This window comes from Dietzia sp. 2505, from assembly GCF_040546785.1.
Lineage (GTDB): Bacteria > Actinomycetota > Actinomycetes > Mycobacteriales > Mycobacteriaceae > Dietzia.
On record NZ_JBEPON010000002.1, the window covers coordinates 288521 to 308273 of the forward strand.

The 19753-nt window shown below is 70.0% G+C and carries 17 protein-coding genes; 6 read left to right on the plus strand and 11 right to left on the minus strand.

Annotation, left to right across the window (positions count from 1 at the left end; all coding sequences use genetic code 11):
* Nucleotides 1-81: 81 nt before the first annotated feature.
* On the minus strand, nucleotides 82-1407 hold the full coding sequence (locus ABIE38_RS05055) for a class I SAM-dependent RNA methyltransferase (RefSeq protein ID WP_354054312.1): 1326 nt from the start codon (nucleotides 1405-1407) through the stop codon (nucleotides 82-84).
* Nucleotides 1404-3395, minus strand: a complete 1992-nt coding sequence (locus tag ABIE38_RS05060; protein ID WP_354054774.1) for an APC family permease — start codon at nucleotides 3393-3395, stop codon at nucleotides 1404-1406. Before ABIE38_RS05060 ends, ABIE38_RS05055 begins: the two co-directional genes overlap by 4 nt.
* 113 nt (nucleotides 3396-3508) lie before the next feature.
* On the opposite strand from ABIE38_RS05060, the gene ABIE38_RS05065 reads away from it, so the two are divergent.
* Complete coding sequence (locus tag ABIE38_RS05065) at nucleotides 3509-4171, plus strand: potassium channel family protein (RefSeq protein ID WP_354054313.1); 663 nt, start codon at nucleotides 3509-3511, stop codon at nucleotides 4169-4171.
* Nucleotides 4172-4277: 106 nt separating this feature from the next.
* Complete coding sequence (locus ABIE38_RS05070) at nucleotides 4278-4937, plus strand: potassium channel family protein (RefSeq protein ID WP_354054776.1); 660 nt, start codon at nucleotides 4278-4280, stop codon at nucleotides 4935-4937.
* Nucleotides 4938-4944: 7 nt separating this feature from the next.
* Here the strand turns inward: ABIE38_RS05070 and ABIE38_RS05075 are convergent, their stop codons facing one another.
* Nucleotides 4945-5724 (minus strand): hypothetical protein, encoded by a 780-nt coding sequence (locus ABIE38_RS05075; RefSeq protein ID WP_354054314.1) that lies wholly within the window; start codon nucleotides 5722-5724, stop codon nucleotides 4945-4947.
* Between the two features lie 48 nt (nucleotides 5725-5772).
* Between ABIE38_RS05075 and ABIE38_RS05080 the strand changes: the two genes are divergently transcribed.
* Together ABIE38_RS05080 and hrpA are read left to right on the plus strand one after the other, a co-directional pair.
* Nucleotides 5773-5961: a hypothetical protein gene (locus tag ABIE38_RS05080; protein WP_354054315.1), complete on the plus strand. Its 189-nt coding sequence runs from the start codon at nucleotides 5773-5775 to the stop codon at nucleotides 5959-5961.
* A 47-nt stretch (nucleotides 5962-6008) separates the two neighbouring features.
* The gene (gene hrpA, locus ABIE38_RS05085) at nucleotides 6009-9923 is read left to right on the plus strand and encodes an ATP-dependent RNA helicase HrpA (RefSeq protein ID WP_354054316.1); all 3915 of its coding nucleotides are present in this window, start codon (nucleotides 6009-6011) and stop codon (nucleotides 9921-9923) included.
* 47 nt (nucleotides 9924-9970) lie between these two features.
* On the opposite strand, the gene ABIE38_RS05090 is transcribed toward hrpA, so the two are convergent.
* From ABIE38_RS05090 to ABIE38_RS05100, 3 genes are all read right to left on the minus strand, one after another.
* Nucleotides 9971-10366 carry a glycosyl-4,4'-diaponeurosporenoate acyltransferase CrtO family protein gene (locus tag ABIE38_RS05090; protein WP_354054778.1) on the minus strand — a complete coding sequence of 132 codons (396 nt, stop codon included), beginning with the start codon at nucleotides 10364-10366 and terminating at the stop codon, nucleotides 9971-9973.
* A gap of 232 nt (nucleotides 10367-10598) precedes the next feature.
* Nucleotides 10599-11054: a transcriptional regulator NrdR gene (gene nrdR / locus ABIE38_RS05095; RefSeq protein WP_179525405.1), complete on the minus strand. Its 456-nt coding sequence runs from the start codon at nucleotides 11052-11054 to the stop codon at nucleotides 10599-10601.
* A gap of 114 nt (nucleotides 11055-11168) precedes the next feature.
* On the minus strand, nucleotides 11169-11471 hold the full coding sequence (locus ABIE38_RS05100; protein WP_354054317.1) for a hypothetical protein: 303 nt from the start codon (nucleotides 11469-11471) through the stop codon (nucleotides 11169-11171).
* A 289-nt stretch (nucleotides 11472-11760) separates the two neighbouring features.
* Between ABIE38_RS05100 and lexA the strand changes: the two genes are divergently transcribed.
* Nucleotides 11761-12429, plus strand: coding sequence for a transcriptional repressor LexA (gene lexA, locus ABIE38_RS05105; RefSeq protein ID WP_179525407.1), 669 nt, complete (start codon nucleotides 11761-11763; stop codon nucleotides 12427-12429).
* 39 nt (nucleotides 12430-12468) lie between these two features.
* On the opposite strand, the gene hflX is transcribed toward lexA, so the two are convergent.
* Both hflX and dapF read right to left on the minus strand, forming a co-directional pair.
* The gene (gene hflX / locus ABIE38_RS05110; RefSeq protein ID WP_354054318.1) at nucleotides 12469-13917 is read right to left on the minus strand and encodes a GTPase HflX; all 1449 of its coding nucleotides are present in this window, start codon (nucleotides 13915-13917) and stop codon (nucleotides 12469-12471) included.
* A 14-nt stretch (nucleotides 13918-13931) separates the two neighbouring features.
* Nucleotides 13932-14858 carry a diaminopimelate epimerase gene (gene dapF / locus ABIE38_RS05115; protein WP_354054319.1) on the minus strand — a complete coding sequence of 309 codons (927 nt, stop codon included), beginning with the start codon at nucleotides 14856-14858 and terminating at the stop codon, nucleotides 13932-13934.
* Between the two features lie 118 nt (nucleotides 14859-14976).
* Here dapF and ABIE38_RS05120 point away from each other — a divergent pair, with 118 nt between their 5' ends.
* Nucleotides 14977-17157 carry a malate synthase G gene (locus tag ABIE38_RS05120; protein WP_354054320.1) on the plus strand — a complete coding sequence of 727 codons (2181 nt, stop codon included), beginning with the start codon at nucleotides 14977-14979 and terminating at the stop codon, nucleotides 17155-17157.
* A gap of 141 nt (nucleotides 17158-17298) precedes the next feature.
* On the opposite strand, the gene ABIE38_RS05125 is transcribed toward ABIE38_RS05120, so the two are convergent.
* Genes ABIE38_RS05125 through ABIE38_RS05135 form a run of 3 tightly spaced genes read right to left on the minus strand, consistent with a single transcriptional unit; the run spans nucleotide 17299 to nucleotide 19699 of the window.
* The gene (locus tag ABIE38_RS05125; RefSeq protein WP_354054321.1) at nucleotides 17299-18045 is read right to left on the minus strand and encodes an IclR family transcriptional regulator; all 747 of its coding nucleotides are present in this window, start codon (nucleotides 18043-18045) and stop codon (nucleotides 17299-17301) included.
* Nucleotides 18042-19004, minus strand: a complete 963-nt coding sequence (miaA, locus tag ABIE38_RS05130) for a tRNA (adenosine(37)-N6)-dimethylallyltransferase MiaA (protein WP_354054322.1) — start codon at nucleotides 19002-19004, stop codon at nucleotides 18042-18044. Before miaA ends, ABIE38_RS05125 begins: the two co-directional genes overlap by 4 nt.
* The gene (locus tag ABIE38_RS05135) at nucleotides 19001-19699 is read right to left on the minus strand and encodes a class III extradiol ring-cleavage dioxygenase family protein (protein WP_354054323.1); all 699 of its coding nucleotides are present in this window, start codon (nucleotides 19697-19699) and stop codon (nucleotides 19001-19003) included. The genes miaA and ABIE38_RS05135 overlap by 4 nt, the downstream gene beginning before the upstream one ends.
* Nucleotides 19700-19753 lie beyond the last annotated feature (54 nt).

Genomic DNA, 19753 nt, shown 5'->3' on the forward strand with positions numbered 1-19753 from the left:
AGGGTCGAACCACCAGTCTACGGGCAATCGGCGCGAGACCCCGCCGGCGCCTCGACCGGCCGGGGCGCGCCACCGAGTCGGTCAGCGCGCACGGGGGGAATCGAGGACGGCGAGACCCTCCACGTGGTGCGTCGCGGGGAACGCGGCCACCCCCCGCAGGTCCGTCAGCGTCCACCCGGCCGTCACCAGGACCCCGACGTCACGGGCCAGACTGGCCGGATCGCACCCCACGTGGATGATCCGTGACGCCGTTCCGCCCGCGAGCGCGGCCATCACGTCGATCCCTGCGCCACCCCTCGGCGGGTCCAGGATGACGAGATCGGGATCACCGTTCCGCTCGGGACCCCCGCCCGTCCGGTCGAGGAACGTCTCGACCCGCGCGCCCACCGGGACGACCCCCGGGCCGACGTCGAGGGCGGTCCCCACCGCATCGAGAGACGGACGTGAGGACTCCACGATGGTCAGTCGCGCGCGAGGGGCGACGTCGAGGACCGCTGCGGAGAACAGGCCCGCTCCCCCGTAGAGATCCCAGACCACCGGCGCGGCCGGCAGCCCGGCGGTACCGGACACCGCGCGGCGGACGAGATCGGAGTAGTGCGCGGCAGCGGATCTGTGCGCCTGCCAGAACGCGTCGACCGGCAACTGCCAGGTGCGCTCGCCCACCCGTCGTGAGACCACGGGGGGACCCGTCACGGGCTCCCATGCCCCGGCGCGGGAGGACCGGGCCCGCGCCCGGGTCGCCGCACCCCTCCGGGACCCGCGATCGCGCCCCCGTCCCGCCGGTTCGGTGACCGGTCGGTGAGCGAGGTGGATCTCCCCGTCGTCCCCCAGGACCCCGAGGACCTCCCGGTGCGGGCCCACGCCCGCGGTCCGGACCGCCTCCGTGATCCGTGGGTCCGCCTGGACGCAGGGTTCGGTCACCACCTCGCGCGACCGCGACCGTCGGACGCCCGGCACGCCGTCGGCGCCCGTCACCCACCGGGCCACCGTCCGCCACCCGGTGCTCGCGCCGTCGGCGGCGGGAACCTCGACCGGAACGCGATCGGGGGTGGAGTGGATCCGTCCGATACGGCGGGCCTGGTCGGCCAGGATGGTTCCCGAGAACGCCCGGGCGGCCACCGGGTCGATGTGGCTCCAGTCGCAGCACCCCGCCCCCGCCGCCGCAGCCGGGCAGAGAGGGTCGATCCGATCCCCCGACCTCTCGAGTACGCGGGTCACGGTGCCGCGACAGAAGGCTCGGCCCGGGTCGTCCTCGACCACGACCTCGACCAGTTCGCCCGTGATCCCGCCCCGGCAGAACACCACGCGTCCGGAGTGCCGGGCCACGAACTCGCCCCCCTGCGCGGGGCCCTCGATGCGCAGCCGGAGCACACGCCCGGTCCAGTCGGTTCTCTCCGTCCGGGTCATCGGTCCTCCGGTCCGCCCCAGCGCCCGATGATGGGTTCGTCGCGCGCCTGGTCCGCGCGGCCGTCCGAGGACGACAGCTGCCACGGGACGCTGGTCACCATGACACCCCTCTCGTACAGCAGGCGGGTCTTCAGTCGCAGCGCGCTCTGGTTGTGCAGGAGCTGCTCCCACCAGTGGCCCACCACGTACTCCGGGATGTACACGATCACGACGTCCCGGGGCGACTGGTCCCGCAACCGCTTCACGTAGTCGACCACCGGCCGGTTGATCTCCCGGTACGGCGACTCCACCACCTTGAGCGGCACGGAGATCCGCCTCTTCTCCCACTCGCGGACCAGGACCCGGGTCTCCGCCGTCTCGATGTTCACCGTGAGCGCCTCGATGGTGTCCGGTCGGGTCGCCCGCGCGTAGGCCAGGGCCCGGAGGGTGGGCAGGTGCAGTTTGGAGACCAGCACCACACAGTGGGTGCGGCTCGGGAGGACGACCTCCCAGGACGAGTCCTCGAGTTCGCGCGCGACCGACTCGTAGTGACGGTGGATGAGTTTCATGACCCCGAACACGGCCAGCATCGCCAGCACCGCGATGTAGGCACCCGCGAAGAACTTCGTGCCCATGACGATCACGAGCACACCCGAGGTGAGGACGAAGCCGACCGCGTTGACCGCCCGCGCGCGCTGCACCCGCCGCCGGACGGCGGGGATCTGCTCGTTGCCCAGTCGCCGGGTCCAGTGGCGGACCATCCCGAGCTGGCTCAGGGTGAAGGCCACGAAGACCCCGACGATGTAGAGCTGGATGAGCACGGTGACCTGCGCGTCGAACGCCACCACCAGGACGATCGCCGCCACGGCGAGCAGGACGATCCCGTTGGAGAACGCGAGCCGGTCCCCGCGCGTGGCGAGCTGTCTCGGCAGGTACTTGTCGCGCGCGAGCACCGAGGCGAGCACGGGGAAACCGTTGAACGCGGTGTTCGCCGCGAGCACCAGGATGAGGGCGGTGATGGTCATGATCACGTAGAAGGCGACAGGGAGACCCGCGAAGACCGGGTAGGCCAACTGCGCGATCATCGTCTTCTGCTGGTAGTCCTCCGGCGCACCGATCAGTTGCGCGGCCGGGTCCTCCGCGACCTGCACCCCGAGCTGGTTGGCCAGCACGATGAGCCCGAGCAGGAACGAGATGGACACCACCCCGAGCATGACCAGGGTCGTCGCGGCGTTCCTGGCCCGGGGACTACGGAACGCGGGCACGCCGTTGTGGATGGCCTCGACCCCGGTCAGCGCGGCACAGCCCGAGGCGAAGGACTTGGCCACCACGAACGCGAGCGCGAGCCCGGCGACCGCCACTCCGTCGGGTGTGACGAGCTCGAAGTCCGCGGACTCCGCCCTCAGCTCACGACCCAGGACGCCGACCTGGAACAGCCCCCACACCACCAGCGCGGTCATGGCCGCCATGAACGCGTAGACGGGGATGGCGAACGTCGCGCGGGACTCCCGGATGCCCCGGAGGTTGATCGCGGTGAGCAGGACGATCGCGATGACGGCGAACACCACCTCGTTCGAGTACACGAACGGGATCGCGGAGCCGATGTTGGCGGCCGCCGCCGAGATCGACACCGCCACGGTGAGCACGTAGTCGATGAGCAGGGCCGCTCCCACACCGAGTCCGGCGTTCGGCCCGAGATTGACGGTGGCGACCTCGTAGTCACCCCCGCCCGACGGATACGCGCGGACGTTCTGCCGGTAGCAGGCGATCACGACCACCATGACCACCGCCACCGCGAGCCCGACCCACGGGGTGAACGCCAGGGCCGACACCCCGGCCAACGACAGGATGAGGAAGATCTCCTCGGGGGCGTAGGCGACCGAGGACAACGCGTCCGAGGCGAAGACCGGCAACGCGATCCGCTTGCGCAGCGGGGTGTCCCCGGTGGTGTCGCTGCGGAAGGGGCGCCCCAACAACAGGCGCTTGGTTCCTACGGAGACCCGGGAGATCCTGGACACCGACACATCGTAGGGCTCCGCGTGCCGCAGGGACAGCGCGGCGGACGAGGGTAGCGTGATCGCACGGGTCCGCGCGTCGCGGACCGTGAGGAGCGGTACTCGCCATGAGGGTCATCATCATGGGCTGTGGGCGTGTCGGGGCGGCGCTCGCGACCGAACTCGACGAGGGCGGTCACGAGGTGGTGGTGATCGACCGCGACCCCGCCGCGTTCGCCAGGTTGGCGGAGCAGTTCGACGGACGTACGGTCACCGGGCTCGGGTTCGATCGCGAGGTCCTCGTGGACGCCGGGCTCCACGGGGCGGACGCGTTCGCGGCGGTCTCCTCCGGGGACAACTCCAACATCATCGCCGCGAGGGTGGCCCGCGAGACCTTCGGCGTCGAGCGGGTGATCGCCCGGATCTACGACGCCGGACGCGCCGAGGTCTACGAGCGACTGGGCATTCCCACCGTCGCCACGGTGCCCTGGGTCACCGGCCGCCTCATCCGGTACATCACCTCCGGGTCGAGCCCGGTGGTGTGGCGGGATCAGACCGGCGAGGTGTCGGTTGTCGCCGTCGTCCCTCCGTCCGTGTGGGTCGGGGTCGCTCTGGCCTCTCTCGCCTCTCTGGTCGGTGGCACCGTGGTCGCGCTCACCCGCTTCGGGGAGTGCAAGGTACCCGGCGGCAACACTCTCGTGCAGGCCGACGACCTGATCCACCTCGCCGTCCCCTCGGGACTGGTCGACGGTCTCGACGACATCCTGGAGCGAGGACCATCTGATGACTGACCGACCCGTACCCGGCGACCCCGTCCCCGACGGCTCGGTCCCCGACTACGCCGACGGGGCCGGCCTGCTGGGCCGCGCCCCCGCCCGCACGTTCCACGCCTCCACCATGCGGGTCCTGGTGGCCGGGGCCGGCGTGGTGGGACGATCGATCGCTCGCGAACTCCTGGCCAACGACCACACCGTGACGCTCGTCGACAAACGCGCGGCCGTCTTCGACCGCGACGGGGTGACCGGTGCCCGGCAACTCGTCGGAGACGCGTGCGAACTGAGCTTCCTCGAACGACTCCGGGCGGAGGAGTCCGACGTGGTGGTCGCGGCCACCGGTGACGACAAGGCGAACCTGGTCGTGAGCCTGTTGGCCAAGACGGAATTCGCCGTGCCCCGCGTGGTCGCCCGCGTGAACGACCCCCGGAACGAGTGGCTGTTCGACGACCGCTGGGGCGTCGACGTGGCCGTCTCCACCCCCCGACTCATGGTCTCCGTCGTCGAGGAGGCGGTCTCCGTCGGGGACGTCGTGCGGTTGATGACCCTGCGTCGCGGCGGTGCCAACCTGGTGAGCGTGACGCTGCCGGACCAGACCCCCCTCGCGGGCAGACCCGTCTCGCGCGTCCGCTTCCCCCGTGACGCGGCGCTGGTGGCGATCCTCCGCGGGGGAAGGGTGATCGCCCCCGAACCCGACGTGCCGTTCGAACCCGGCGACGAGTTGCTGGTCGTGGCGCCCGAGGCCGCGGAGGAGGACCTGAGCACCGCGGTCCTCGGCGGTTGATTCCCGCTCACCGAACCCGGCTCTCTCCACCGGGAACGGTGACGGCGACCTCCCGCCCGTAGTCCCATCCCGGGGCGAGCGGCAGCGCGTCCCCGCTCCAGAATCGGCCGGGGTCATACCAACTGGCGTCGCCGGCCGGCAGCAGGACACCCATCGCCTCGAGTGTCATCCCGACCACCTCCGCGCAGTAGGCGGCCTCCACCCGGAGTGCGGGCCCGGTGTCCGCACGTCGGCGCCACGGGAGGCCGGCGCCCCGGAGCCTCGGGACGCCGGCGCCGCTGCCCACCCCGGCACCGCCGCCCCGTCCCGCCCCGGGCCCAGCGTCGGCGTCGCGATCGGGCGCGTGGCGTCCCCGGGCCGCCCACCGACCCCGGGCCCACCGTGCGGTCAGCCGCCCCGCGGACGGGAACGACACGCCGTTGAGGCGGGCGATCGTCTCCAGGATCGCGTCCTCCTGCGGGGACCCGGTCTCCGGGGAGAGCTGGCGGAACCACGCGCGTTGTCCGTAGGGCCCCGTCCACTGACGCACCGCCGCCTCGAGGTCGTGGAGTTGGACTCCCCGTTGCCGACGCCCCGTCCACACGTCGGTCAACGCCCGGCCCATCTCCGCGTGCCAGAGCAGCGGGGGCAGGTCGTCCAGGACCACCGCCACCCCCACGTGGTTCACGGGGGAATTGGTCAGGGTCTGGATCAAGCGGTCGGCGGTCGTGCGCCCACGGAACAACCACAGGTCCCCTGTCCTGGTGCGGTGGGCCGCGGCGGCCAGCGGGACGGTGTCGAGACTCATGGTGCGATCCTGCCAGGTGCCCCGCCGAGAGGATCTACCCTTGACGCCATGGCACCCCGCGGACGGCAGTGGCTCAAGATGGTCGGCGCGGCCGGGGTTGTCGGTGTGGCCGCGACCGGGATCCTCGCCGCACGGACCGAACGTCGGCGGCAGTCGTACGAGCCGGAGGAGATCCGGGAGCGTCTGCACCAGCGCTACACCCGCATCCAGTCCCGCCGGGAGGGTGGCCCGGCCTGACACCCGGATCGATCCCCACACCGGGTCCCGATACGCTGGCGGACACCATGTCGACGTCTCCCGCGCCCGCCCCCGAACTGCGCCGGGCCCGGCACGATCTCCTGGTCCGGCTCGACGACGTCGGCATCCTCGACGCCCACCGTCTCCGGTCGCGGATCCGCAAGGCCCGCGCCGACCAACTGGACGATCTGGGCGGGCAGATCGACGCCGCCGCCGCTCGCCTGCGTCGGCGCGCGGAGTCGGTTCCCACCCCGGAGTACCCGGAACAACTGCCGGTCAGCGCCCGTAAGGACGAGATCGCGGCGGCGATCCGCGACAACCAGGTCGTGGTGATCGCCGGTGAGACCGGATCCGGGAAGACCACCCAGATCCCCAAGATCTGTCTGGAACTCGGCCGCGGGGTGCGCGGGATGATCGGGCACACCCAGCCCCGCCGGTTGGCGGCCCGGTCCGTCGCCGAGCGCATCGCCGAGGAGCTCGGGGTGGAGTCCGGCCGACTGGTGGGCTCGGCCGTGCGTTTCGACGACCGTACCGGCGCCGACACCGCGGTCAAGCTGATGACCGACGGAATCCTGCTGGCCGAGATCCGTCGGGACAGGCTGCTGCGCGCCTACGACACGATCATCATCGACGAGGCCCATGAACGCAGTCTCAACATCGACTTCCTGCTCGGTTACCTCCGGCAGATCCTGCCCCGGCGGCCGGACCTCAAACTCATCATCACCTCCGCCACGATCGACCCCGACCGTTTCGCCCGCCACTTCGCGGATCCCGCGGGCCGCCCCGCCCCCGTCATCGAGGTCTCCGGTCGCACCTTCCCCGTGGAGATCCGGTACCGGCCGCTCCAGGCCGACCACGCGGACCGCACCATCGACCTCGACCCCCTGGACGCCCTCGCCGATGCGGTCGGCGAGCTCCTGGCCGAGGGGGACGGTGACGTACTCGTCTTCCTCTCCGGGGAGCGCGAGATCCGCGACGCCGAAGAGGTGCTCCGGGGGCGGAGGTTCAGGAGCACCGAGATCTTCCCGCTCTTCGCCCGGCTCACCGCCGCCGAGCAGCAACGGGCGTTCCGTCAGCACTCGACACGGCGCGTGGTCCTGTCGACCAACATCGCGGAGACCTCGGTGACGGTCCCGGGGATCCGCTACGTCGTGGACACCGGCCTCGCCCGGATCTCCCGCTATTCGACCCGCACCAAGGTCCAGCGGCTGCCGATCGAACCGATCTCACAGGCTTCCGCCGCACAGCGCGCCGGCCGCTGCGGCCGCGTGGCCGACGGCATCTGCATCCGCCTGTACTCGGAGGGCGACTTCGATTCCCGGCCGGAGTTCACCGACCCGGAGATCCTCCGCACCAACCTGGCGTCGGTCATCCTGTCGATGGCCGACCTCGACCTGGGGGCCGTGGACGACTTCCCGTTTGTCGAACCGCCCGACCGCAAGGCCGTCCGAGACGGCATGACGTTGCTCACCGAGCTGGGGGCGCTCCGGTTCGACCACGACGAGCGGCCCCACCTGACCAGGGTGGGCCGCGACATGGCGTCCCTCCCCCTCGACCCGCGCCTGGCGCGGATGGTGGTGGAGGGCCACCGAAACGGCGCTCTGGGGGATGTCCTGGTGGTGGTCGCGGCCCTGACGGTGCAAGATGTCCGCGAGCGGCCCGCAGAGGAGCGCGACAAGGCGGACCAGCTCCACCGACGCTTCGCCGACAAGTCCTCCGACTTCCTGGGTTACCTCAACCTGTGGCGCTACCTCACCGAACAGCGCCGCGAGCTCTCCGGAAGCGCGTTCCGCAAGATGTGCAAGGCCGAGTACCTGCACTGGCTGCGGATCCGTGAATGGCAGGACCTCACCGCGCAGTTGACCAGCATGTGCCGCGAGCGGGGCTGGCACCCGCCGTCCGGCCACGCCGCGGAGGACGACCTCCACAAGGCGATCCTGTCCGGACTGCTCACCAACGTCGGGATGAAGGACGAGGAGACCAGGGAGTTCCGCGGCACCCGCGGTATCCGCTTCCAGGTGTTCCCCGGTTCCGATCTCGCCCGCAAGCCGCCGCGCTGGATCATGGCCTCCGAGTTGGTCGAGACCTCCAGACTGTGGGCCCGGGACGTCGCGCGCATCGACCCGGTGTGGATCGAACAACTCGGGGGGCACCTCGTCCGCACCCAGTACTCCGAGCCGCACTGGTCCGACGCCCAGGGAGCGGCGATGGCCTATGAGAAGGTGCTGCTCCTGGGGCTGCCCGTGGTCGAGGCGCGCCGCATCCTCCTCTCCCGGGTCGACGCACCGCTCGCGCGGGAGATGCTCGTCCGGCACGGGATCGTCGAGGGACGATGGACCACCCGCATCCCGGTGATCATGGAGAACGCGGTGGCCGTGGAGCAGGCTCGGGAACTGGAGACCCGCAGCAGGCGCCGCGACCTCGTCATCGACGACGACGCCCTGGTCGGGTTCTATCTCGACCGGCTCCCCGCGGACATCACCTCCGGTCGCCACCTGGAATCGTGGTGGCGGAAGCAGGGCCGGGAGGATCCGGACCACCTGCGTCTTCGCCCCGAGCAGATCCGCACGTCGGACACCGCTCCGGCCGCATCCGAGTTCCCGCCGATCTGGCGTCAGGGAGAGCGGACATTCGAGCTCAGATACTCATTCGACCCGGGGGTCGACTCCGACGGGATCACAGTGCGGATCCCTCTCCCCCAGTTGTCCTCGGTCGCGACGTCCGGCTTCGAGTGGCTCGTACCGGGCCTGCGTGAGGAGCTGTACACGGAGATGCTCCGGACGCTCCCCAAGTACCTGAGACGTCTGTGCTCCCCGCCCGCCGAGTACGCCGCGCTACTGGCCGGCGACCTCACCCCGCGGTCGGCACCGCTCCCGGTGGCGCTCGCCGCCGCGCTCTCGGCCCGCATCGGCACGACCGTCGAACCCCGCGAGTTCCACCCCGAACAGCTTCCCGACCACCTGCGCATGCGATTCGAGGTCGTGGACGGAGAGGAGGTCGTCGCGGCTGGTACGGACCTGGGGGCACTACGCAGTCAGTTGGTGGACAAGGTCCGTGCCACACTCAACTCCCGACTCGTTCCCGATGACGGACCTCATCGGGCGTGGACCGCGGACACGATAGGCGATCTGGCGCCCTCGATCACCGGCACGGTCGACGGTGTGGAGGTGACGGTCTACCCGGCGCTGCAGGTCCGCCCCGACGGCATCCACCGGATCGCGTGTGCGACCGAGGCAGAACGGCGAGCCGCGCAGACGACCGCGGTACTGACCCTGATCTCAGCGGACCTGATCTCGGCGGCATCGATAGTCCGGGGCCGTCCGGTCGAGCAACGCCTCGCGCTCACCCAGTATCCCCACGGGGGTGCCGATGGACTGGTCTCGGACGCGGCGCTGGCGGCGTGCGGCCGGCTGATCGCCGGACGGAAGGGAGTTCCGGTACTCACCGTGCGCGACTTCGACGAGTTGCTCGCGCGAGCCCGATCCGAGGCGCCGGCCGCCATCACGGCCTCGATCTCCGCCGCTCTTCCGGCACTGGTCGCCGCACAATCGGTCTCCGCCCGGCTGGACCAGGTACCACGCGATCTCGCAGACGACGTCCGGCCCGCTCTGGATTTCCTCGTGGGCAAGGGATTCCTCGCCCGCCACCCGGCGGAGGTTCTCCCTCAACTGGAGCGTCACGTGAGGGCGATCGACCTCAGGCTGGACCTGGCGGAGAAATCGCCGTCGAGGTACAGAGAGCTCGCCGCCCGGTTGGAGAAGTCGGAGGCCACTGTCGCGGAGGCGACGGCGGCGCTCCGCCGCCGACCGGGCGGGGCGCGGGCCTCCCGGGATCTCCGGTGGATGTTGGCCGAATACCGTGTCGGCCTCTTCGCGCAGTCTCTGGGAACCGCGCGCCCGGTCTCCGCCGAGAGGATCGAGAAGGCGGTGGCCGCAGCGCTCGCCCGCCGGACCGGGCGGTGAGCCCACACGAAGTGACCATTCGTGGGAGCAGCCAGTCACCGCACCGGTCACGAATCCCGACAGCTCTCTCCTCGCCGAGCCTGTGTCATTCGGTCCACCCGGTCAATCCTCGCCACTATGTACCGTTGCATCGCGACAGGGATCTGGTGCAGCAGCACACCGAGTGACAGCACGATCACCGCATTCCACCAGGCGCCCACGACGGCGACCGCGATGGCCACCAGCAGGTGGAGAACCGCGCCCACCCCGTGGGCGATAAGGCTCTGCGTAGCCTCCTTGCGGATCACCGCTAGGCCGGCTCGACCGCGAACCCCGCTGCCACGTCGCCCGAGGGCGCGGTTCCACCCCGCCCGATCCAGAGTGCGAAGTAAGCCAGGGATACCCAAAGACTCGCCACGGTCGATAGTCCGCTGCGTGGTCGCGGTCACCCACCGGGGGACCATCGATTGAGGCCAGTGGCCGGAGACGCCCAGGATGCCGACGACACCGACTGAGAACACCCACGCGAACGCGGGGTGATGCGGTCCGATGACCAGCCCCGCTGAACACGAACAGCACCAGGAGCAGGGCGCTCGGAACTACGCGAAGCATGGAACTGAGGCTAGGCGAACGCCGTGCCGCGGAATACCGCGTGGATAGTCCGCAGAGCCTGACGAGGTGAGACTCTCGGGTGCACTAGTGCGCGGCGTGACGTTCGCGAAGGGCGATGATCTCGCTCTCGAAGTCGGCAGCGGAACTGAACTGCTTGTATACCGAGGCGAACCGCAGATATGCGACCTCGTCGAGATCCTGCAGAGGGCCCAGGATCGCCAGTCCGATCTCGTGAGCGGGGACTTCAGATGCGCCGCCGGCCCGGACGGCGTCTTCGACCTGCTGGGCGAGCCGCCGGAGCGCGTCCTCGTCGACCGACCTCCCCTGGCACGCGCGGCGCACACCGCGGACTACTTTGTCGCGGCTGAAACGCTCGGTCACGCCGTTGCGTTTGAGAACGGTCAACAACGGGGTCTCCAGAGTGGTGAACCGGTGTCCGCAGTCGGGGCACTCGCGTCGACGCCGAATCGCCTGCCCTTCGTCGACCGACCGGGAGTCGATTACCCGTGAGTCCTCGTGGTGACATATGGGGCAGTACATTCCAGCTTCGCCATTCGTCGACCTGGTCCGAACCGGTCTGCCGGCCGGAGCCGACAGGGGTGCGGGGGCGACGGGCCGCCGTCCCGGGTTCATTCTAGGAGGCGACACCGAGGGTCACGCGTAGGCGGGCCCGCCCAGGAGTGCCAATGCCAGCAGCATCAGGATCCCGAAGACGATTCCGCAGACCACCAATGCCCATGTCGGCACATCGTCCACCACCGGCACACTCGACCTCGCCTCGCTACCGCATGCCCTGACACTTCCCGCGGACGCGGGGTTGACGAGCACTCGCCGCCCCGGCGCCACCGACCGCGTGGCCGGCTGACGCCGCCGGTCGAGCGTGCGGGTGACGGGGCGGAACTCGGCGTCAGGGCAGGGTCGCACCCTGGACGAGACGGGCCGGTCATGATCGGTCACGCAGACCTCCGTCCAGGGCACTGAGGGACGCGATCGTGGCTGCATCTCCATAACGGTCATGAGAACTCCCAACTCGATACGGTGTGCGAACATCGTTCGCACGTCCGTGTGCCTTGTTGTGCACATCTGTTCGAACCCGAACCTGACTAGAGTTGTATCACGCGGGTCCGACAGAGTCGACATTCACGGCGACATTTCTTCGAACACCTGTGTGGCGCTCACGCCCCACGGGCAGTAGGGTGTACACAGATGACGACGTCGAACACCCATTCGCTGAAGGGACCCCCACATGCCCAAGCCCGACTTCGAGGCCCTGACGACTCGCCAGAAGAGCGTTCTGTTGCACATCCACGACACGGTCAAGGACCGGGGTTATCCCCCCAGCATCCGCGAGATCGGTGACGCCGTCGGGCTGCAGTCGACCTCCTCCGTCGCCCACCAGTTGCGGACGCTGGAGAAGAAGGGCTTCCTGACCCGTGATCCGCACAAGCCGCGGGCGGTCGACGTCCACGGCGTCCCGGGGCAGCGGTCCCGGGGTCGACGTGCGCCCGCCCAGGAGGAGACGCGACCCAGCGGGGCCGTGGAACCCGTCTACGTCCCGGTCCTGGGGCGGATCGCGGCCGGCGGCCCGATCCTCGCCGAACAGGCGGTGGAAGAGGTCTTCCCCCTCCCCTCCGACCTGGTGGGTTCAGGGGACCTGTTCATGCTCAGAGTGGTCGGCGAGTCGATGATCGACGCCGCGATCTGTGACGGGGACTACGTGGTTGTGCGTCGTCAGAACGTCGCGGACAACGGCGAAATCGTGGCGGCGATGATCGACGGGGAGGCCACGGTCAAGACCTTCCGCAGGGATTCGAGTGGGGTGTGGCTCCTGCCCCACAATCCGTCGTTCAGTCCGATTCCGGGGGAGCACGCGACGATCCTCGGAAAGGTCGTCACGGTCTTCCGCAAGCTCTGAGCCAGCCGGAACCGGGTGTCGCCTGATCCGTCGAGAGGGTCAGGCGACACCGTCACGAGATCCGGGGACCCGATACTCCCCGAGCTCCCCCGCCACGGAGGACGGAAGCCGTGCAACGATCCTCGTGCCGTCCTTCGTGTGATCCTCGTCCACCACGGCGCCCTCCGCGTGGACACGGGAGACCACATCACCTCTGGTGAACGGGATCTCGAGAGTGACCTCCGTGTCCTCGGAGGCGATCACCCGCATTATTCGTTCGAGGAGCTCGTCGAAACCCTCCCCTGTCGCCGCCGAGACGAAGACCGCGTCCGGCAGTGCGTGGTGCAGTTCCGTCAACACCACCGGGTCAGCGACATCGACCTTGTTGATCACCACGAGTTCGCGCGGCCTCTCGGCCTTCTGCTCTTCCACGACGTCGTTGATGACAGTGCGGACGGCCTCGATCTGGCGCAGAGGGAAGGCGTCCGAACCGTCGACCACGTGCAGGAGGAGCTCGGAGTCGACGACCTCCTCCAACGTCGACCGGAACGCCTCGACGAGCTGGGTCGGGAGGTGTCGGACGAATCCGACGGTATCCGTGAAGACCACGACCCGCCCGTCGGGGAGCTCGGCACGCCGGGTGGTGGGGTCCAGTGTGGCGAACAGCGCGTTCTGGACCAGTACGCCGGCGCCGGTCAAGCGGTTGAGCAGGCTCGACTTCCCGGCGTTCGTGTACCCGGCGATCGCGATCGACGGCACAGGGGTGGCGCGACGCCGATGCCGCTTGGTGTCACGGGCCTGCTTCATGCCCTTGATCTCACGGCGCAGCCTCGCCGTGCGCTCCCTGATCCGGCGGCGGTCCGTCTCGATCTTGGTCTCACCGGGACCACGGAGTCCGACGCCTCCGTTGCTGCCGGCCCGGCCACCCGCCTGCCGGGAGAGCGCCTCACCCCAGCCGCGCAGGCGAGGGAGCATGTACTCCATCTGCGCCAGGGACACCTGGGCCTTGCCCTCACGACTGGTCGCGTGTTGGGCGAAGATGTCGAGGATCAACGCGGTGCGGTCGATCACCTTGACGTTGACGACCTTCTCGAGCGCGATGAGCTGACCCGGCGTGAGTTCTCCGTCGCAGATCACCGTGTCCGCGCCCGTCGCGAGGATCACGTCCTTCAGGGTCTTGGCCTTCCCCGAACCTATGTAGGTGGCGGGGTCCGGCTTGTCGCGGCGCTGGATCAGCGCGTCGCAGACCTCGGAGCCTGCGGTCTCGGCGAGCTGCGCCAACTCGGCCATCGCGGCCTCCGCCTGGGCGGCGGTACCCTCGGTCCAGACCCCGACAAGAACGACCCGCTCAAGGCGGAGTTGGCGGTACTCGGCGTCGTTGACGTCCTGGAGTTCGGTCGACAACCCGACGACCCGGCGCAGGGAGGAGCGCTCCTCGAGCTGGAATTCTCCGACCGAAGGGTCATGGTCTCGTGTGGCCCGGTCAGGGGCGGTGTCATCGATAGTCATTCACCGGCATCATCTCACAATTCCGGTCGGGACGCCTCCGTGCGGCGGACGGGTGCCGGACGCCGGTACCACCCTTCCGCGACGATCGCGGAGGGTCCCGTCAGCGTGGAACCGGCGCCGGTCAGGGTCACCGCGACCTCTCCCCCGGGGACGGACACCACCACGTCCCCGGTGGCCTCTCCGGCGTCAGCGAGGGCCGCGACGGCAGCGGCGACGATCCCGGTACCGCAGGACATCGTCTCCCCGGATCCTCGTTCATGGACGCGCATCGACACCCGTCCGTCGGCGAGCGGGGTCGCGATCTCCACGTTGACGCCGGCGGGAAAGAAGCCGGTGTCGAACACCGGCGCCTCGTGCACCGGCAGTTCGCGCAACTCGTCGACCCCCAGTCCCGGGACCACGCACGCGAGGTGGGGGTTACCCACGTCGACGGCGAGGCCGGCGTACACCCGGCCACCGAGTTCAACTGACGAGACCCCGAGAAGGCCGGGCTCACCCATGTCCACGCGGACCTCGGCGTGGTTCCCGTCATGGACCAGGACGTCGGCGGGCCGGGGACCTGATCGCGTGCCCACGGGGATCCGGCCGGCCCCGACCCTGCCGGTCGCCACCAGGGCGTGGGCGAACACCCTCACCCCGTTCCCGCACATCTCCGCGATCGATCCGTCTGCGTTCCGGTAGTCCATGAACCAGTCCGCGGGGTCGACGCCCTCCGGGAGGACGGCGAGGACACCCTGGTCGAGAAGTGCGCCGGCGGTGGCGATGCGCAACACGCCGTCGGCGCCGAGGCCGGCCCGTCTGTCGCAGACGGCCCGCACCAGTTCCTCGTCGAGGTGCACCTCTGCGTGGTCGTCGGGCAGGACCACGAAGTCATTGAGCGTTCCGTGCCCCTTGATAAAGGCGAGGCCGTCGAGAGCAGCGGTCGGAGGTGCGGGGGTCATGCCACCAGATCCTAGCCAACCCGACCGTCGTTCCACGCTGCGGAAAACCCGGATGATCCCTCGGCAGGGGGGCACTAGAGTCGGAGCTGAGAACGGTCCCTATCTGAGGAGAGCATCGATGTCCGAACGCATCACCGTCGGCGACGTCCAGGTCGACGAGGTCCTGTACGACTTCGTCAACACCCAGGCGATCCCGGGCACCGGGGTCGATCCCGACGCGTTCTGGGCGGGAGTCTCCGAGATCTTCACCGACCTGGCCCCGCGCAACCGCGAACTGCTCGGCATCCGCGACGATCTGCAGTCGAGGATCGACGCCTGGCACCACGAGAACCCCGCCCCGATCGACCCCGCCACCTACCGGGCGTTCCTGCAGGAGATCGGCTACCTGGTCCCGGAGCCGGACTCCGTCCAGGTCAGCACCCGGAACGTGGACGACGAGATCGCCACGGTCGCCGGCCCCCAGTTGGTCGTGCCGATCATGAACGCGCGTTTCGCGATCAACGCCGCCAACGCCCGGTGGGGTTCGTTGTACGACGCGCTGTACGGCACCGACGCGATCCCGGAGTCCGGCGGGGCCGAGCAGGGGTCGTCCTACAACAAGGTCCGCGGGGACCGCGTCATCGCCTGGGCCCGCGAGTTCCTCGACGACGCCGCGCCGCTCGACTCCGGCAGTCACGACGGCACCACCGGCTACACCGTGGTCGACGGCCGACTGCAGGTGACACTCGCCGACGGGGCGACCTCAGGCCTTGCCGACCCCGCACAGTTCGTCGGCTACCTCGGCGACGGCACCGCCCCGACCTCGGTCCTCCTGCGCAACAACGGCCTCCACGTGGAGATCCAGATCGACGCCGACTCACCGATCGGATCGACCGACACCGCCGGCGTCAAGGACGTGGTCCTGGAGTCCGCCGTCTCCACCATCATGGACTTCGAGGACTCCGTCGCCGCCGTCGACGCCGAGGACAAGACCCACGGCTACCGCAACTGGCTGGGCCTGATGAAGGGCGACCTCTCCGAGGAGATCAGCAAGGGCGACAAGACCTTCACCCGCGTCCTCCACGACGACCGGGTCTTCACCGCGCCCGACGGGTCCGGCGAAGTCCGGCTCCATGGCCGCTCGATGCTCTTCGTCCGCAATGTGGGGCATCTGATGACCACCCCCGCGGTCCTCGACGCGGAGGGGAACGAGTTGCCCGAGGGCATCCTGGACGCCCTGATCACCTCGCTTGCCGGCATTCACGGGATCGCCGCGGGCAACGAGCGCGGCAACAGCCGCACCGGGTCCATCTACATCGTCAAGCCCAAGCAGCACGGCCCGGCCGAGGTGGCCTTCACCACCGAGCTGTTCGGCCGGGTCGAGGCGCTCCTCGGGCTACCGGAGAACACCCTCAAGGTGGGCATCATGGACGAGGAGCGCCGCACCTCGGTCAACCTCGCCGCCTGCATCGCCGAGGCCACCGATCGGGTCGTCTTCATCAACACCGGTTTCCTCGACCGGACCGGGGACGAGATCCACACCTCCATGGAGGCCGGCCCGATGATCCGCAAGGGTGAGATGAAGTCCGCCCGCTGGATGACCGCCTACGAGGACTTCAACGTCGACACCGGCCTGGCCTGCGGTCTGCGCGGTCGCGCGCAGATCGGGAAGGGCATGTGGGCCAAGACCGACCTCATGGCCGAGATGCTCGCCGAGAAGATCGGGCAGCCGAGGGCCGGTGCCAACACCGCGTGGGTGCCGTCCCCGACCGGCGCGACCCTCCACGCGACCCACTACCACCGGGTCAACGTGATGTCCCGACAAGAGGAGCTCCTCGCCGGCGGACCGCGCGCGAGCGTCGACGACATCCTCAGCGTCCCCCTCGCGACTGACACGAACTGGACCGACGCCGAGAAGAAGGAGGAGGTCGACAACTCGTGCCAGACCATCCTCGGTTACGTCGTCCGGTGGGTCGAACAGGGCATCGGGGTCTCGAAGGTGCCGGACATCCACGACGTCAACCTGATGGAGGACCGCGCCACCCTGCGGATCTCCTCGCAGATGCTCGCCAACTGGATCCGTCACGACATCATCACGGCCGAGGACGTCGAGGACTCGCTGCGTCGGATGGCGGAGATCGTCGACCAGCAGAACGCCGGTGACGAGGCGTACCGGAACATGGCGCCGGACTTCGACTCGTCCATCGCCTGGCAGGCCGCCCGCGAGCTCATCCTCGAGGGCACCGGGCAGCCCTCGGGCTACACCGAGCCGATCCTGCACCGCCGCCGCCGCGAGTTCAAGGCCGCCAACGGACTGTAGGAGTCCGGCCTCCCCTAGAACCGAATCCGCTACCCACGTGCGGCATCCGCTACCCGTCGAAGGGTAGCGAATCCGGACGGTGGGTAGCGGATTCCGTCGTCCCTGGTACCGCCCGGCGTCTGACCCTGGTGCCGCCCGGCGTCAGGGGTGCAGGTCCGCGACGGCCGCCCTGAGGACACCGACGGCGGCGTCGCGGCGCTCCTCGGTGAACCTCGCCTCGGGCCCCGACGCGGACACCGCGACCGCGGCGTCCCCGACCCCCACCGTGATCGCGACACAGCGGACGCCCTCCTCCTGCTCCGACTCGTCGGTGGCGAACCCCACCCGGCGTATGTGGGCGAGCTCGTCGAGCAACCGGCCCGGGTCGACGATCGTGGCATCGGTGTACCCGGGCATGCCGGTCCGTTCCAGCATCGCGCGGACCTCGTCGTCGTCGTCCCGGGCGATCAACGCCTTCCCCACCGCCGTGCAGTGCACGTGCACCCGACGACCCACCTCGGTGAACATCCGCATCGAGTGCGGCGACGGGACCTGGGCGAGGTACACGACACCGTCCCCCTCACGAACGGCGAGGTTGGCGGTCTCGCCGGTCCCGTCGACCACGGCCGCGAGCACCGGCTGGACCCACGACCACGTGGCCCGCCCCGCGATCTCGCCGATCCGCTGCAACCGGGGGCCGAGCAGATAGTCGCGGCGCGCATCCCGGCGGAGGTGACCCGACTCGGCGAGGGTCCCGCACAGCCGGTGCACGGTGGCCGCGGCCAGCCCCGTGTCGGCGCACAACTCCCCGAGGGACGCGCGGCCGCCCCGGCGGGCCAACGAGTCGAGGAGTGCGAACGCCCGGTCGACCGACTGGACGCGGCCGCGGCCAGGGTTCGACGCGCTCATCGCGGAGCCTCACCGAGGAGTTCGAGTGCGGTCTCCACAGGGGTCCGTCCAAAGCGGGGCGTGCCGTCGACCCGGCGGGTGTCGGTGTCGATCCACCTGATGCGGTGATCACGCCCGAACCACGACCGCTGCCTGCGCACGTACCTGCGGGTGCCGATCACGGTGCGCTCCCGGGCGCGGGCCACCCCCTCGTCGTCGATCCTGAGCTCGTCGTCCATCTCGTCGAGAACCTGCGCGTACCCGATGGCGCGCCGGGCCGTCACGCCCTCGAGCAGTCCGAGCGCGACGAGCCCACGCACCTCGTCGATCAGCCCGTCGGCGAACATCCGCCCCGTGCGGGCGTCCAGTCGGTCATCGAGCTCGGGAAGCGCGCACCGCAGTCCCAGCAGCCGCGTGCCCCACCGAGGTGCGCCGATCGTCGGTCTCGAGGCGGAGAACGGCTGTCCGGTCAGCTCCACCACCTCCAGGGCCCGAACAGTCCGGCGGGGATCTGTCGGCAAGATCGTCCGAGCGGCCTCGGGATCCGCGCGGGCGAGCTCGGCGTGCAAAGCCTGGACCCCGATCTCCTCGAGGCGCCGTTCGTAGCGTGCCCTGACCAGGGGATCCGTGTCGGGGATGGACCAACCGTCGACCAGGGCCTGGATGTACATCATCGACCCGCCGCACAGGATCGGCACGAGACCTCGCCCCCGGATCTCTGCTATCTCGCGTTCGGCCTCACGACGGAAGTCGGCGACGCTCGCGGTCTCGGTCACCTCGAGGACGTCGAGCCTGTGGTGCGGGATCCCACGTCGGAGGGACGGCGGGAGTTTAGCGGTGCCGATGTCCATGCCACGGTACTGCTGCATGGCGTCACAATTGACCACCTCCCCGCCCAGCCGCTGCGCCAGATCGAGGGCGAGGTCGGACTTCCCGGTGCCGGTCGGGCCCACCACCGCGACCGGTGCGGGGCCGCTCACCCGTGACCTCCCTGACCCTGGCCCTCCGACGACGACGAGAGGTCCCAGCGAGCGCAGTGGTACCCCACCCCGAACGGCGCCCAGGACACCGACTCCACCGCAGACCTCTGCTCGACCATCCCGGCCAGCTCGAGCCACGCGGGTCGGCTCCACCACCCCACGGCCTCCGCCACCGCTTCACCGGGATCAGGCAGTGGGCCACCGCGCCGCAGCCACTCGGTGAGATCCGAGTCGAGGGCGACGCCGCGCGGGTCCTCGGGCACGGGTGCCCGGGGGGTGAGAGAGGCGGGACCGTCCGCCACGACGACCACGAGGGTGTCGCGCCCAAGGGGGAGGGAGACCCGGCCACCGCCGCTGACGTCGGCGAACGACCGGGGTGTGTCGATCCCGGCCCGGTCGAGTAGCCACCACGCGATCAGGGCCGCGTCGGGGACATCCTCGTACCCGGCCTCCACCGCGCCGGAACGCCCGACCTGCACCGCCGACCCCCACCTCGACAGCGAGGAACGGACGTCACCCACCGACCGCCCCGCAGGATCCGAGCCGAGAACGAACACCCGGTCACAGCCGGACGAGGCCGTCCGGAGGAGATCCAGCGCGGCGTCGACCTGGACGGCGCTCTCCGCGGCCGCCTGTCCGGACAGTTCGGGCACCAGAACCGGCGCGCCGGGTACCAGGACGACAGGGGTGCTCACACGGAGCACCTTACTGACCTCCGCAGGAGCACCGTCCCGGGACTCTGTCGGACT

Bases quoted from the DNA above. Each gene is read 5' to 3' on its own strand.
- ABIE38_RS05090 (WP_354054778.1), bottom strand. From the start codon at position 10,366: ATGGTCCCCCGGTGGGTGACCGCGACCACGCAGCGGACTATCGACCGT.
- hflX (WP_354054318.1), bottom strand. From the start codon at position 13,917: ATGACTATCGATGACACCGCCCCTGACCGGGCCACACGAGACCATGAC.
- ABIE38_RS05055 (WP_354054312.1), bottom strand. From the start codon at position 1,407: ATGACCCGGACGGAGAGAACCGACTGGACCGGGCGTGTGCTCCGGCTG.
- ABIE38_RS05075 (WP_354054314.1), bottom strand. From the start codon at position 5,724: ATGAGTCTCGACACCGTCCCGCTGGCCGCCGCGGCCCACCGCACCAGG.
- nrdR (WP_179525405.1), bottom strand. From the start codon at position 11,054: ATGTACTGCCCCATATGTCACCACGAGGACTCACGGGTAATCGACTCC.
- hrpA (WP_354054316.1), top strand. From the start codon at position 6,009: ATGTCGACGTCTCCCGCGCCCGCCCCCGAACTGCGCCGGGCCCGGCAC.
- ABIE38_RS05125 (WP_354054321.1), bottom strand. From the start codon at position 18,045: ATGAGCGCGTCGAACCCTGGCCGCGGCCGCGTCCAGTCGGTCGACCGG.
- ABIE38_RS05070 (WP_354054776.1), top strand. From the start codon at position 4,278: ATGCGGGTCCTGGTGGCCGGGGCCGGCGTGGTGGGACGATCGATCGCT.
- lexA (WP_179525407.1), top strand. From the start codon at position 11,761: ATGCCCAAGCCCGACTTCGAGGCCCTGACGACTCGCCAGAAGAGCGTT.
- ABIE38_RS05120 (WP_354054320.1), top strand. From the start codon at position 14,977: ATGTCCGAACGCATCACCGTCGGCGACGTCCAGGTCGACGAGGTCCTG.
- ABIE38_RS05080 (WP_354054315.1), top strand. From the start codon at position 5,773: ATGGCACCCCGCGGACGGCAGTGGCTCAAGATGGTCGGCGCGGCCGGG.
- ABIE38_RS05065 (WP_354054313.1), top strand. From the start codon at position 3,509: ATGAGGGTCATCATCATGGGCTGTGGGCGTGTCGGGGCGGCGCTCGCG.
- dapF (WP_354054319.1), bottom strand. From the start codon at position 14,858: ATGACCCCCGCACCTCCGACCGCTGCTCTCGACGGCCTCGCCTTTATC.